General features: G+C 70.7%; 16 protein-coding genes. 5 read left to right on the top strand and 11 right to left on the bottom strand.

Going from position 1 to position 12,948, the window contains the following annotated elements; translation table 11 throughout:
* Positions 1 to 9: 9 nt before the first annotated feature.
* Positions 10 to 402: a winged helix-turn-helix transcriptional regulator gene (locus NBY65_RS16935; protein WP_150042670.1), complete on the bottom strand. Its 393-nt coding sequence runs from the start codon at positions 400 to 402 to the stop codon at positions 10 to 12.
* 101 nt (positions 403 to 503) lie between these two features.
* Here NBY65_RS16935 and NBY65_RS16930 point away from each other — a divergent pair, with 101 nt between their 5' ends.
* Positions 504 to 1,115 (top strand): NAD(P)-dependent oxidoreductase, encoded by a 612-nt coding sequence (locus NBY65_RS16930; protein ID WP_150042671.1) that lies wholly within the window; start codon positions 504 to 506, stop codon positions 1,113 to 1,115.
* 35 nt (positions 1,116 to 1,150) lie between these two features.
* Here the strand turns inward: NBY65_RS16930 and NBY65_RS16925 are convergent, their stop codons facing one another.
* The 4 genes from NBY65_RS16925 to NBY65_RS16910 all read right to left on the bottom strand — a co-directional run bounded on the left by NBY65_RS16925 (position 1,151) and on the right by NBY65_RS16910 (position 3,731).
* Positions 1,151 to 1,801, bottom strand: coding sequence for a LysE family translocator (locus NBY65_RS16925; protein WP_150042672.1), 651 nt, complete (start codon positions 1,799 to 1,801; stop codon positions 1,151 to 1,153).
* Between the two features lie 38 nt (positions 1,802 to 1,839).
* Positions 1,840 to 2,463: an FMN-binding negative transcriptional regulator gene (locus tag NBY65_RS16920; RefSeq protein ID WP_150042673.1), complete on the bottom strand. Its 624-nt coding sequence runs from the start codon at positions 2,461 to 2,463 to the stop codon at positions 1,840 to 1,842.
* 114 nt (positions 2,464 to 2,577) lie between these two features.
* A complete protein-coding gene (locus NBY65_RS16915) occupies positions 2,578 to 3,150 on the bottom strand; it encodes an NnrU family protein (protein WP_150042674.1) in 573 nt (190 codons plus the stop codon).
* Positions 3,151 to 3,224: 74 nt separating this feature from the next.
* A complete protein-coding gene (locus NBY65_RS16910; RefSeq protein WP_150042675.1) occupies positions 3,225 to 3,731 on the bottom strand; it encodes a glutathione peroxidase in 507 nt (168 codons plus the stop codon).
* Positions 3,732 to 3,780: 49 nt separating this feature from the next.
* Here NBY65_RS16910 and NBY65_RS16905 point away from each other — a divergent pair, with 49 nt between their 5' ends.
* Positions 3,781 to 4,536: an NAD(P)-dependent oxidoreductase gene (locus NBY65_RS16905; RefSeq protein ID WP_203330595.1), complete on the top strand. Its 756-nt coding sequence runs from the start codon at positions 3,781 to 3,783 to the stop codon at positions 4,534 to 4,536.
* A gap of 146 nt (positions 4,537 to 4,682) precedes the next feature.
* Positions 4,683 to 5,057, top strand: a complete 375-nt coding sequence (locus tag NBY65_RS16900; protein ID WP_150042676.1) for a hypothetical protein — start codon at positions 4,683 to 4,685, stop codon at positions 5,055 to 5,057.
* 173 nt (positions 5,058 to 5,230) lie between these two features.
* On the opposite strand, the gene NBY65_RS16895 is transcribed toward NBY65_RS16900, so the two are convergent.
* Positions 5,231 to 5,476 (bottom strand): hypothetical protein, encoded by a 246-nt coding sequence (locus tag NBY65_RS16895; protein ID WP_150042677.1) that lies wholly within the window; start codon positions 5,474 to 5,476, stop codon positions 5,231 to 5,233.
* Between the two features lie 358 nt (positions 5,477 to 5,834).
* A complete protein-coding gene (locus tag NBY65_RS16890) occupies positions 5,835 to 6,020 on the bottom strand; it encodes a hypothetical protein (RefSeq protein WP_150042678.1) in 186 nt (61 codons plus the stop codon).
* 316 nt (positions 6,021 to 6,336) lie between these two features.
* Here NBY65_RS16890 and NBY65_RS16885 point away from each other — a divergent pair, with 316 nt between their 5' ends.
* Positions 6,337 to 6,960 (top strand): DedA family protein, encoded by a 624-nt coding sequence (locus NBY65_RS16885; protein ID WP_150042679.1) that lies wholly within the window; start codon positions 6,337 to 6,339, stop codon positions 6,958 to 6,960.
* Between the two features lie 14 nt (positions 6,961 to 6,974).
* On the opposite strand, the gene NBY65_RS16880 is transcribed toward NBY65_RS16885, so the two are convergent.
* Genes NBY65_RS16880 through NBY65_RS16870 form a run of 3 tightly spaced genes read right to left on the bottom strand, consistent with a single transcriptional unit; the run spans position 6,975 to position 10,789 of the window.
* Positions 6,975 to 7,187, bottom strand: coding sequence for a hypothetical protein (locus NBY65_RS16880; protein WP_150042680.1), 213 nt, complete (start codon positions 7,185 to 7,187; stop codon positions 6,975 to 6,977).
* Positions 7,188 to 7,247: 60 nt separating this feature from the next.
* Positions 7,248 to 9,548 carry an EAL domain-containing protein gene (locus tag NBY65_RS16875; RefSeq protein WP_150042681.1) on the bottom strand — a complete coding sequence of 767 codons (2,301 nt, stop codon included), beginning with the start codon at positions 9,546 to 9,548 and terminating at the stop codon, positions 7,248 to 7,250.
* Positions 9,545 to 10,789, bottom strand: a complete 1,245-nt coding sequence (locus NBY65_RS16870; protein ID WP_250265688.1) for a PilZ domain-containing protein — start codon at positions 10,787 to 10,789, stop codon at positions 9,545 to 9,547. Before NBY65_RS16870 ends, NBY65_RS16875 begins: the two co-directional genes overlap by 4 nt.
* 406 nt (positions 10,790 to 11,195) lie before the next feature.
* Here NBY65_RS16870 and NBY65_RS16865 point away from each other — a divergent pair, with 406 nt between their 5' ends.
* Complete coding sequence (locus NBY65_RS16865) at positions 11,196 to 11,897, top strand: SDR family oxidoreductase (RefSeq protein WP_150042683.1); 702 nt, start codon at positions 11,196 to 11,198, stop codon at positions 11,895 to 11,897.
* A gap of 3 nt (positions 11,898 to 11,900) precedes the next feature.
* Here the strand turns inward: NBY65_RS16865 and NBY65_RS16860 are convergent, their stop codons facing one another.
* On the bottom strand, positions 11,901 to 12,860 hold the full coding sequence (locus NBY65_RS16860) for a glutathione S-transferase family protein (RefSeq protein WP_150042684.1): 960 nt from the start codon (positions 12,858 to 12,860) through the stop codon (positions 11,901 to 11,903).
* Positions 12,861 to 12,948: the final 88 nt, after the last annotated feature.

Here is a 12,948-nt window from a genome sequence, read left to right as displayed (position 1 = left end):
AGGCCGCGCTCAGGATTGCCCGGACGCCTCGGCCCGGCCCCGCGCGTCATAGGCGGTCTGGGCGCGCAGGACGTCCTGGATATGGGTCTCGGCCCAGGCGCAAAGCGGGCTGACCGCCTCGGCGAGCGTGCGCCCGAGCGGGGTGAGCGCGTATTCCACCGTCACCGGCACGGTCGGGATCGCGGTCCGCGTGACCAGCCCGTCGCGTTCCAGGCTGCGCAGTGTCTGAGACAGCACTTTCTGCGACAGGCCCTCGACCGAACGGCGCAACTGGTTGAACCGCACCGGACCGTTTCCCAGCAGCCCCAGGATCAGCACCGTCCATTTGTCGGCGACGCGGTCGAGCACGCGGCGCGTCGGGCAATTGGCTGCGTACGGGGTCGGGCGCGGCATCCCGTCCATCAGGTTTCTCCAGGGGAACCAGGTTACCGGAAGGTGCCTTCTTTAACACCTGGGGACGATTTCACTATCTGGTTTCCCACGGAAACCATGGAGCATCCCCCATGCATGTCGTCCTCATCGGCGCCACCGGCGCCGCCGGCTCGCGCCTGCTGGCCGAACTGGTCCGCCGCGGCCACACGGTCACCGCCATCGCCCGCAATCCCGCACGGGTGCCCGCCCTGCCGGGTGTCACCGCGCGGCAAGGCGACGTGGCCGATCAGGCCGGGCTGGCCGCCCTGCTCGCCGGGCATGACGCCGTCATCAGTTCCGTGCGCTTCCTCGACACCGAGCCGCGCATCCTGATCGACGCGGTGAAGGCGGCCGGCGTGCCGCGCTACCTGGTCGTCGGCGGCGCCGGCAGCCTGGAGATCGCGCCGGGCCGGAAGCTGGTGGAGACGCCGGATTTCCCCGCCGCCTACAAGGCCGAGGCGCTGCGCGGCGCCGCCTTCCTCGATGCGCTCCGCGCCGCGACGGAACTGGACTGGACCTTCCTCTCCCCCTCGGCGCTGTTCGTGCCGGGCGAGCGCACCGGCCGGTTCCGCCTCGGCGATGACGCACTGCTCGTCGATGCGCAGGGCCGGAGTTCCATCTCCTACGAGGATTTCGCCGTTGCCCTGGTCGACGAGCTGGAACGTCCCGCCCATTCCCGGCGGCGCTTCACCGTCGGCTACTGATCCGGCCCGGCCTCGCCGGCGGCGTCGCCCGGCCCTCAGGTGGCGGGGCGCTTCGCCAGGGCGAGGCCGATGCCGAGCGCGACCATCATGGCGCCCGACGCTTCCCGCAGGCGGCGGATGAACGCGGGCCGGGCTGTCGCGCCTGCCCGGAGCACGCCCGCCGCCAGGATGACCCCCATGTCGGCGAGGGTGTTGAGCGCAATCGACACGAAGCCGAGCACCGCGAATTGCAGCGCGACATGGCCCTGGGCCAGGTCCACGAACTGCGGCACGAAGGCCAGGAAGAAGGCCGCCGTCTTCGGGTTCATCGCCTCGACCAGCACGCCTTCCCGAAAGGCCCGCCCCGGCCCGGGCGACGGCACCACGGGCTCGCCAGCCAGTCCTGGCGGCGTGTCCCGTCGGGCGGCGTGGATCGTGCGCAGGCCGATCCAGATCAGATAGGCGGCACCGATCAGCTTCAGCGCGGTGAACAGCTCCGCACTCGCCAGCACGATGGCGGAGACGCCCAGGCTGCCCGCGAGGACGTGCACCATGCCGCCCGTCCCGGTGCCGAGAGTCGAGGCCAGGCCTTCCACGCGACCGCCGGCGAGCGTGCGCGCCGCGATGTAGAAGATGCCCGGACCGGGCGTGATGGCGAGCACGAGCGCCGCGGCGAAGAACAGAGGAAGCTGGGTCGGATCCGGCATGAGATGAGCATGGGCCTCGACAGGGTGACAGGCCGGGATCAGCCCCTGACCAGCGCCGCGACGGCATGGTCGGACGGGCGATCGCTGGCGGCAAGGCCGGCGGCCACGCCCGCCCGGTCCTCGACGCTGCGGTTCTGGCTCATCTTGCGCTTGCCCTCGATGCGCGTGATCGGCAGGCGCAGGCCGACGATCCCCTTGAGCAGCCCGGCGACGAACGGCGCCGGCGCGTCGTCGAGCGCCCATGGCGCGGCGCGCGGGTGCTCCTGCAGGTCGGTCAGCCGCGCGAGGACCTCGCGCAGCCGGTCGGCATCGTCGAAGAACCCGGCCGGGCCGTAGGCATGCACGGCAACGTAGTTCCAGGTCGGCACCACCTTGTGGTGCTCGGCCTTCGACGGATACCAGGAGGGGCTGACATAGGCGTCGGGCCCGTTGAACAGCGCCAGCGCCTCGCCGGTCGCGGGCAGCGTCCAGTGCGGGTTCGCGCGCGCAAGGTGGCCGTAGAGCGTGCCGTACGGCCCTTCCTCGGGCACCAGGAACAGCGGCAGCGGCGTGGCGACCAGCCCGTCCGGCGTGTGCGTGACGAGATTGGCGAGACGGACCTGCTGTATCACCCCGTGCAGGGTGGCGAGGTCATCCTCTCGGAAGGCGGGCGGCACGTACATGGCGCTGGCTCCAGGACAGGGCAGCACCTTGTGCCGGAACCGGTCTGACAGGAACGTCCATTCCCGGCCGATCGCACCAGTCCAATCACTGTCGCCGATGCGGCCGGGATTGCCCTAGAAGCCGATCACCGGCACGCCGATCAGCACCGGGTGCAGCAGCAGCATCGCCCCGTAGGCAATGCTGCCGCCCCCGAGGGCAGCGGCATCGGCGCGGGTGAAGGATGCCAGCCTTGGCGCGCCCGCATCGCCGCGCCGCGCCACCGCGATGCGGTCATAGATCGCCCAGGCCAGGAAGGCACCGAACAGCAGCATCCCACCGGCATCGCCATTGGCCAGCAGATGCGCGAACGCCCAGAACATGACCCCCGCCAGCATCGGATGGCGCAGCCAGCCCCGGATCCGGCCCGGGGCCGGATTGGCGCAGGCGAGCGCCACGAAGGCGAACCACATCAGCACCAGCGCCAGATGGCGGGTCCAGACCGGGGGTGTCCAGACCGGGATCATCGCTTCCCGATACAGCGAGAACCCCCAGATGATCAGCCCGAAGCCCAGCAGCGACACCAGCGAATGCAGGCCTCGGTAGGGCAGTTCGCCGATCCCGCCGATCACGGCGGCCCGCGCCGGCCGCAGCGTGGTGAAACTATGCGCGCCGAGAAAAATCACGATCCCGGCGATCAGAACCAGCATGCCTCTCTCTCTCCCGGCCGGGCCATTCCCGCGGCCGCGGCATTATTCCGCAAAGCGCCCCGCCGGTCACGCCATCAGGCCGCCGGGGCCGGCTGCGGCACCGGCGCCGCCAGGGCGGCCTCGATCCGCGGCGCGATGGCCTCGGGCGAGGTGGTCGGCGGGAACCGCTCCAGCACGCGCCCGTCGCGTCCGACCAGGAACTTGGTGAAGTTCCACTTGATGGCGCTGCCGAGCAGCCCGCCCTTCTGTGCCTTCAGATGGGCGAACAGCGGATGCTGGCCGGCCCCATTCACATCGACCTTGGCGAACAGCGGGAAAGTCGTGTGGTAGGTCGTTTCGCAGAAGCCGCGGATCTGCGCGTCGTCGCCCGGCTCCTGGCCGGCGAACTGGTTGCAGGGAAAGGCCAGCACCGAAAAGCCGCGCGCGGCGAAGCGGTCCTGCAGCGCCTGCAGCCCGGCGTATTGCGGCGTGAAGCCGCAGCGGGAGGCGGTGTTGACGATCAGCAGCACCTGCCCGCGGTAATCGCCCAGGCTTTGCGTCGCGCCGTCATTTCGCCTCGTGCTGATGTCGTAGATGTCCATGACGCCCCCGGTCTGGTTGACCCCCACGACGTAGGTGCCCGGCCCGACAATGCCAGGGCCGCGTCACGACTGCGGCACCACCCGGCGCGGCCTGGATCGCCCGGCCGCCGCCCGGGTAAGGAAGACGGCACGGGAACGGGGGAAGGACATCCGCATGCGCATCCTGGTGTTCGGCGCGACCGGTGGCACCGGGCGCGCGGTGGTGGGCACCCTGCTCGCCGCCGGGCACGCGGTCACCGCCTTCGTGCGCGACCCGGCGGCGCTGCCGCCGCTGCCCGGCCTCGGCGTGGCCAGCGGCGACGCGATGCGGCTTGCGGACGTGGCGCCCGCGGTCGCCGGCCAGGACGCCGTCGTCGTCAGCCTCGGCATCACCCAGCGCCAGGGCGGGCTGGTGCCGCGCATGCCGCGCGGCGGCCCCCCCTATGTGTGCGAGGCCGGCACCGCCAATGTCATCGCCGCGATGCAGGCGGCCGGCGTGGCACGGCTGGTCTGCGTCACCGCCTTCGGCGTCGGCGACACCCGCGACGCGGTGTCGCTGCCGTTCCGCATCATCTTCCGCCTGTTCATGCGCGCCCTGATGGCCGACAAGGAGCGCCAGGAAGTGCTGGTGAAAGCCTCCGGTCTCGACTGGACGCTGGTCCAGCCGGTCGGGCTGACCGACCAGCCGGCGAGCGGCAGGTGGGTGGCGAGCACCGATGGCAGGATCGGTCGTTCCACCGTCAGCCGCGTCGATCTGGGGGCGTTCATCGCCGAGGAGGTGACGGCGCGACGGCACCTGCATGAAACCGTGGTGTTCTCCGGATGAGGCGCCGCCGCGACCACCATCCCGCCTGTGGCCTGGAATCAATGCGCGGTCACAATCCTTCGATGCGACTACAATAAAACTTGTTCTTCCGGCTGTGCCGGGAAGACAAAGCGGCGCTCCCATACCGGCGCCCGAAGATCGCTTTCATGGATTACACGTCCCCTGTCACTGCCGTGGCCGCCGGCTTTCCGGCCGAGGAACTGGCCTTCGCCGCCGCCTGGGCCAGCATTGCCCCGGGCGGCTGGGCCCTGGCCCTCGACGGCGATGCCACCGAGGGCGGCAATGACGGGCTGATCAGCGTGTTTCCACCCGGATGCGAATTGCCCGTGTTCTATCTCGTCAGGCAGCGGAACATGGTGGTGATCGAACGGCAACGACCGAAGGAACTCGGCGGCGGCGCTGTTCGGGTCAGCACGCATGGCTCGCTCGCGGCCGCACTGCTGGAACTCTGTCCGCTGGTGGACGAACAGGTCGAGCGGGTCCGCGTGGCGATGCGGGAGAATGCCGGCACGCCGCTGTGACGAACCGGAGCCCCCGCCGAATCCCACGCCCGCCCCTTCCTCCCGGCAATGCACCGGCGTCGCACCGGACCGGCATGACCAAGCGCCACGCCGCCATCGGTTTCATGCCGATGCAAGATGCGGTTTTGCCGACCGGCGCACCGCCGCGCCACCGGGGTGGGATGCGGTTCGGCTCAGGCCCGCCGCACGATCGGCATCGGGGCCCCCTGGCTTTCCGCCACCAACGCCCGCCCCACCGCGGCGAGCGAGGCAAGCGTGGCCAGCTCGTGCCGCTCCACCGTCCTGCCGGCCTGGCGACGCTCGCGGGCCTCGGCCGACAACTGCCCCAGTTGCTCGAGCGCCGCTTCCACGTCCGCGAAACTGGCACGCCGCAAGAAGCGGACGGCGCGGGCAGCACCCAGATCATAGACAACGGCCATCCTGTTCTCCCCCTGCCGGAATTGTTCCTTGAGCAGGAGTGGATATGGGGTGCGGCACCGCGGACAAAAGAGCCCGCGTCCTCGAAGATAACGATCTCCCGCAGTGCCGATCCCGCGAGCGGTCCGGCAACGCGCACCGCTGCCTGCGATGTCGGACAATTGTGCCATGGAAATGATATAACAGCAGGTGGCAGGGCGGCGTGGTCGCGCATCCACCGCGACAGGCTCCGTATCGCCCCCGACCGTCTTCCTCGCCGCGCATGGCCACGCCGGCACGCCGCTTGCGGCGGCACCGACACTTCTCCGCCACGCGCCGAACCCGAAACGGTTATTCTGCCATATGACCGCAGGCCGGTGGTCAGATCAGGCGGGATACCCGCTGATGTGAGATGGCGACGATCGCCACCAGGGTTTCGGTCGGCAGGGCGGAAAAGGACTCCGTCCGATGCTGGGTCAGCACTGTTCGCAACCAGATGGGACCGGAGCGCCACGCAAGCTGGCGGAACGCCTCCACCGCGGCGGCATGGGCCGGGTCAGGGTCCAACGGGATATCATCAAGGTCAGCACAGGCGGGCATGGGGCGGGAACTCCTGGCAGAAGTCCATGTATTGCAACCGCAACGCATGTCGCGCAACCAGCAGATGTATTAGTTGCACTATTTGGTGCCTGTTGTCACCTGTTTTCTGGACGCCATTACCTGAGACTGCCAGGGCTGAACCAAAAAACCATTGCCTCTACGACACGGAAATTAACCGCTGCCAAATCACAATCACGGATTGCCTGAAGCGTTACGCTCCGTCATTCTGTTGCGGTTCCCGCAAACGGGCTGGCGCTCGCCGGGTCATATCAGGAATCCGGCCATGAGCGTCGGCCACCTCATCACCGAGTACGGGGCTCTGTTCTACCCCATCATTGGGGTGTGGACGTTTTTTGAAGGCGAGACCTGCGTTCTGGTGGCCGGGGCCGCCGCGCGCGCCGGCATGCTCGATATCCGGATCCTCACCGCGACGGCCTGGATCGGCTCCTTCCTCGGCGACCAGCTCTGGTTCTACCTGTCGCGGCGTTATGGCGTCCGCCTGTTGAACCGGTTTCCCCGCGCCAAGCCCAAGCTGGCCGCCGCCACGCGGCTGCTGGACCGGCACGCGGTGCTGTTCATCCTGACCTACCGGTTCCTCTACGGCATCCGCAACGTGGCCTCGGTCGCCGTGGGGCTCAGCGGCATTTCGTGGCCCAGATTCGCCATGCTCAACTTCCTCGCCTCCGGGGTCTGGGCCGTGTTGTTCGCCGGCGCCGGATACCTCGCCGGCATGACGATGAAGCACATGATCGGGGAAGCCTTCCACACGATCAGCATCGCCCTGGTGGTCATCGCCGCCCTGGCCGGGATCATCCTTTACTGGCGTTCCCGCCGCCGGGTCGCCCTGGCCACCGCGCCCGCCCCCACGGCAACCGCCGACCGCAGCGTGACGGTGAGCCAGGCCTAGCCCCTCACCAGCCGTCAGCCGCGCCGCCGCCCCCAGGCGGCTGCCTGCAATGTCCGCAGCACCGCCTTGGCACGGTTGGCCTTCTCGCGGGTGAGCACGGCGGTGGCGGCCTTCGCCTCGACCCACCTGATCGCCGCGGGCAGGTCCGTGGTTTCCAGCAGCGCCACCTGGGCGATCTGTTCGGGGTCGGCATCATCGGTGATCCGAGGTGTCGCGCCGCCTGTCACCGCATCCCTCCCCTTCGACCTCGTGCCTCGCCGCCGCGCGGCACGACAGCGTATGGCGCCTTACGGCTCCGGCGCCACGACGCTGATGCCAAGGCTGCGCGCGGCGGCGATGGCCGCGTCCACCAGCCCGGCGCCCCCGGCCTGTCCCGCCGCGACGATGAAGTCCGGATCCAGCATCAGCATCTCCGGCCGTGCCCGCCGCAACCCGGCGAGGCTGCCGAAGCAGGCACCGAAATCACCCAGCGCCAGCCCGACCCCCCGGTCACGCAGCGTGGCGAGGTCGCAGGGGCCCCCATCGGCCTCCGGGTCCGCCCCGTCCTCGAGCAGGGTCGCCTCGCTCAGCCGCAGCACGAGGCGCCGTGGCGGCAGCCCGGTGCGCGCCAGGATCCCCGCGATCGTGGCCGGCAGGCCGCCTTCCCGCAGCGTCGCCGCGGAGACGGACACGACCACCGGCAGCGTCGATGCCGTGGCCGCGTGACAGGCCGCCTCCAGCACCCAGGCATCGAGGCGCGGGCACAGCCCCGCATCCTCCGCGATCGCCGCCACCGCTTCCCCCGACAGCACCGCCCGCTCCGCCGGCCGCCAGAGCGGCTCGGCCAGCAGGGCGATCACCACCCCACCCGGCGTCTCGGCCAGCTTCCGGTACTGCAGGTCCATTTGCCCGTCATCAAGCGCCTGGCGCAACGCCGCCGCGGCATCCTCCCCCGTGAGCGACGCAGCGTCGCTCGCGGGGTGGAACACGCAGATGCCGCCGGCCGCCTCGCGCTGCGCCCGCTCCCGCGCCGCCCCCGCGGCCCGCATCAGCGCCCCCGCCGTCGCGGCGTCGGCCGGATAGGCGGCGATGCCCAGTGTGACCGCGGGCAGGATCGTGCCACCGGGGAGGCGGGCCGGCGCCGACAGCGCCGCCACCAGCCGTTCCGCCAGGTCGGTCACCTCGCGCGGCGAGGCTGCATAGGGCTGCACCACGGCGAATTCACCCACGCCGAGGCGGCCGACCCGGTCCACGCGACGAATCTCCCGTCGCACCCGCGCCGCCAGTTCGGCCAGCATCCCCGCCTGCGCCGGCAGCCCGCGCCGGCGGCCGACGGCACCAAGCTGCGCGATGGCGATGCGGAACAGCACGATGCGGCCATGGGTGCTGGCGGCCTGGGCCAGCAACGCATCCAGCATGGCCTCGCAGCCAGCCCGGTCCGGCGCCGCCATGATCGCCTCCGGCCCCGCCGACGAATCGTCCCCCGCCGCGGCCGTGTCGCGAACGATGACGGCCACGGCGGGCAGACCGTCGAAGCGTGTCTCCTGGGAGATCGCGTCCACCACCACGCGGCGTCCCTGCGCGTTGGTCAGCCCCAGCGCGACCCGGTAGCCATCGGGATCGCGCAGGCGCTGCGGCTGGGCCAGCCGCGCCTCCACCAGGCCGGCGAAGTCGGGCGAGACCACATCGAACAGGCTGCGGCCGATCAGGCGGGAGGCCGGCTGGCCGAGCATCCGGGCCAAAGGCGGGTTCACGTCGATGATCTGCCCGTCGCGGTGGATCAGGATGCCCTCGCGACCGGCCTTGGCGAAGCGAAGGAAGCGCTGCGCGTCCCGGCGCACGCGGGCGACGGCCTGGCGGATCCGCATCGCCCCGAGCAGGCCCAGGACGAGCAGCAGGGCGGCCACCGCCAGGACCAGCGCATCGGCGGCGATCACGCCGCTGCCGGCGAGCGGAGCGGTGTCGTCGGGGATCACGGTCACGCCCGCCATCGCCGTGGCATGCGACGCCAGCAGCGCCGCCACCAGCGACACCCCCGCCCCGACGCGGGCGGCGACGTGGTCGATCCGCCGGGCCAGGACGACCACCGCGGTGCTCAGGACGATGGCGAGGGCGACGGCGGCAAGGATCATGCTGCCATCGACCACGATGTCCGCCGGCAGTCGCAGGGCCGACAGCCCGATGGCGTGCATGACGCTGATCGACAGCCCCAGCAGCCCCCCCGCGGCGACGATCCGCCGAAGTGGGGCCCGTCCCGCGGTCGCGGTCCACGCCGACGTTGCGATGGCAAAGGCCAGGATGCCACCAGCCATCGCAACCAAGGCAAGCGCCATCGACCTGAGTTCGAAATGAACCGGCAGCCCTGGCCGGAACGCCAGCACGGCGGAGGAACCGGTCGCCCAGGCGGTGCCGGCGAACATCAGCCCCGCACCGGCCACCCATCCCCGCCGACGCGACGAGGCCGGGTCGGCACCCATTGCCAGCATCTCCAGGCTGATCAGGCAGCCCAGCCCGCAGATTACCCCGGCAAGCAGGAAGAGTCCCAGGTCGTGGCTGCCGAAGATGCCGCCGATGAGGGTCCTGTCGTCGCCCGGGAAACCAAAGCTCATTGCCGCTCCTGTTGTGTGTGTGTCCTGTGCCACGGCAGGACGATGTCCCGCGTGGCCGTCACCGCGATGCGGCTGCCCGCGGGCAGGTCGAAGGCAGGCGCCGCGCGCTCCCTGGCGGCCCACGCCGCATCCGTGCGGCGGTACAGGCTCGTCAGGTGGGCACCACCGATCCTGGCCGCATCCGGGGTGGCCGGTCCCTCCGTCCCCTCGCCCGGCGGCGCCCCGGCCGGGAGCAGGGTCAGCGACCGGCCATCGGGAAACGCCACTCCGGTCCAGACCAGCACCACCGTGTGGGGATCGATGCCACCGCCATTCCTGGCCTCCCCCGTGAGACGGGTGCCGCGCGGCAGCAGGACGCGCCGGTCGGGTTCGGGGCCACGCACGACCTCGGCCACCTCCGCGACCACCTCGACGCCGCCCGCCGGCATCCCCCCGCTGACCAGGGTCGCGGCGAAGGTGGTGCCGCCGGCCAGCACGGCGGGCGGTTGCTCGCCCGGGGCGGCGGCGTTGTCGCCCGCCGCGCCCTGCCATGCGCCGGGCTCCGCCCCGGCCTTGCCCGAGGGCAGCATCGGCGGGCCGGCGCGCCAATGCGCCGAGAAGCGGGGAATCCCGATCTTCCAGCCTGCCAGGTTGGCCAGCCCCAGGCCGTGACTGCCCAGCAGGACCGCCCCCGCGACAAGGCCGCCCGCCGCGGCCACCGGCAACTTGCGGATGCGCCGCCGCCCGGTGACCGACCAGGAGGCCGGCGCTGCCACGGCCTGGCGGCGCCGGGCGAAATCCTCGATCAGCCGATGCAGCGTGTCGTCCGCCGCCTGGCCGGGCGGGAAGTGCAGCCGCAGGATGTCGTCTTCCACCGCGACCACCCAGCATTCGACCGGCTGGTCAACCAGGTTGCACAGCGTGACCTCGTCGCCCTGCGCCAGATGCGCGAGCCAGGTATCGGCCGCGCCCGTGCCCCGGCGGAACTGCACCGCGGCACCGGTGCGCGACACGTTCTTCATGGTCGCCCGGTCCGGTACCTCGTCGCGGCGGCGGAGCCAGACGGTCCGGGTGAACGTGTAGCGTTCGGCCGAGCGCCGTTCCTTCCACGCCGGCCCGGGCGCCTCCGCCACGGTGAACCAGCGCGCCACCCGCGCACGCCACCCGCCTGCCGGCCCCCGGGGTGACGGAGGCCGTATCACCGCGTCGTCGCCGGCCGGCAGATGATGCCGCGGCCGGGTCCGCCTGGGTCCGTCATCCATGTGCCCTGCCCTCCGTCGGGCCGGAAGAGGCGGTGGCTGCAACCATCGACCTTGCGGGCCGATGCACCCCGCACCCGGTCGGACTGCCACCGTCCTTCCGGCGGCAGTCCCGTCCAGTCCGGCCCCCGCGTCAGGCCCACCACCCCCTGCCATGGCGCGACCATGGCAGGGAACCAGGAGACAGGCGCGGAAACCGGCACGGTCCGCATGGCATCGTTGGCTTTACGGACCGGGCGAAGGATCCTCCCTAACGCGTGTATATATCACGCCACCATCTACTCATGATAGTTATTTCTACATCATTCCAAGCGCCAAGGTTGCATTACGCGCCGCAACGAAGGATCCCCCTGTTGGACGCGGCACCGAGGCAGCCCTACCCTCCCGCCGACGCGCAGAGGAGACAGCAATGAGCGAGAAAGTGGCGATCGTGACCGCGGCCGGCAGCGGCATGGGCGCGGCGGCGGCGCGCCGCCTGACGGAGGCCGGCTACCGGGTGGCGATCCTCTCCTCCTCGGGCAAGGGCGAGGCGCTGGCGCAAGAGCTCGGCGGCTTCGGCGTGACCGGCTCCAACCAGTCCACCGCGGACCTGCAACGCCTGGTCGATGGCACACTGCAGCGCTGGGGCCGCATCGACGTGCTGGTCAACAGCGCCGGACACGGCCCGCGCGCCCCGCTGCTCGAGCTGAGCGACGAGGACTGGCATCGCGGCCTGGATGTCTACCTGCTCGGCGCCGTCCGGCCGACGCGGCTGGTCACGCCGGTGATGCAGGCGCAGCGCGCGGGGGTGATCCTGAACATCTCGACCTTCGCCGCCTTCGAGCCCGACCCGGCCTTCCCGACCTCCGGGGTGTTCCGCGCCGGGCTCGCCGCCTTCGCCAAGCTGTTCGCCGACCGCTACGCCGCCGAGGGCCTGCGCATGAACAACATCCTGCCCGGCTTCATCGACACCTTCCCGGAGAAGGAGGAGATCCGCGCCCGCATCCCCATGGGCCGCTACGGCCGCGTGCGCGAGATCGCCGACACCGTCGCCTTCCTCGCCTCCGACGGCGCCGGCTACATCACCGGGCAGAACATCCGCGTCGACGGCGGCATCACCCGCTCGGTGTAGCGGTCAGGGCAAGCGCCGGTCCGGCGGCGCGTCGAAGTCGATCTCCGGCCCGACCGGCACGATGCCGGTCGGGTTGATGGTGACGTGGCTCTGGTAGTAATGCCCCTTGATGTGGACGAAATCGACCGTCTCGCGGATGCCGGGCGTCTGGTACAGCTCGCGCGTGTACGACCAGAGATTCGGATAATCGGCCAGCCGGCGGATGTTGCACTTGAAGTGGCCGACATAGACCGCGTCGAACCGCAGCAACGTCGTGAACAGGCGCCAGTCGGCCTCGGTCTGCCGCTCGCCGCACAGATAGCGTCGCTGCGCGAGGTGTTGCTCCAGCCAGTCGAGCGTTTCGAACAAGGGGCGGACGGCTTCCTCGTAGGCGGCCTGCGTGGTGGCGAAGCCCGCCTTGTAGACGCCGTTGTTCACCGTGGCGTAGATGCGCGCATTGAGCGCGTCGATCTCCTCGCGCAGCGCCTCGGGATAGTAGTCCCCCGCGCGGGCGCCGATGCCGTCGAAGGCCCGGTTGAACATGCGGATGATGTCAGCGGATTCGTTGCTGACGATGGTGCCGCGGTTCTTGTCCCACAGCACCGGCACGGTGACGCGGCCGGTGTACTGCGGATCGGCGCGCGTGTAGACCTCGTGCAGCCGCGTCGCGCCGTTGATCGGGTCGGGAATCACGCCCGGGCCCGGCGCGAAGGTCCAGCCCTGTTCGCCCATCAGCCAATGCGTCACGGAAAACGAGATCATGCCCTCGAGCCCCTTCAGGGCCCGGAAGATCATGGTCCGGTGCGCCCAGGGACAGGCACGCGAAACATACAGGTGATACCGCCCGGCCTCGGCGGCGAACCCGCCCTCGCCATCCGGCGTCACCCAGTTGCGGAACCGACTCTCGCTGCGCACGAAGCGTCCGCCGCTGCTGCCGGTGTCATACCAGCGGTCCTGCCAGACACCGTCGACGAGAAGACCCATTTTTTCCCTCCCTGATTGCAGCCTTCGGGGTCAACGCCTCGGGCGCGTTGGGGCTTCGCCCCAAACCCCACCAGAGGGCTTTGCCCTC

It is taken from the genome of Rhodovastum atsumiense (genome assembly GCF_937425535.1).
Lineage (GTDB): Bacteria > Pseudomonadota > Alphaproteobacteria > Acetobacterales > Acetobacteraceae > Rhodovastum > Rhodovastum atsumiense.
The sequence above is the reverse complement of the archived record's forward strand: the minus strand, read 5'-3'. Positions and strand labels throughout refer to the sequence as shown.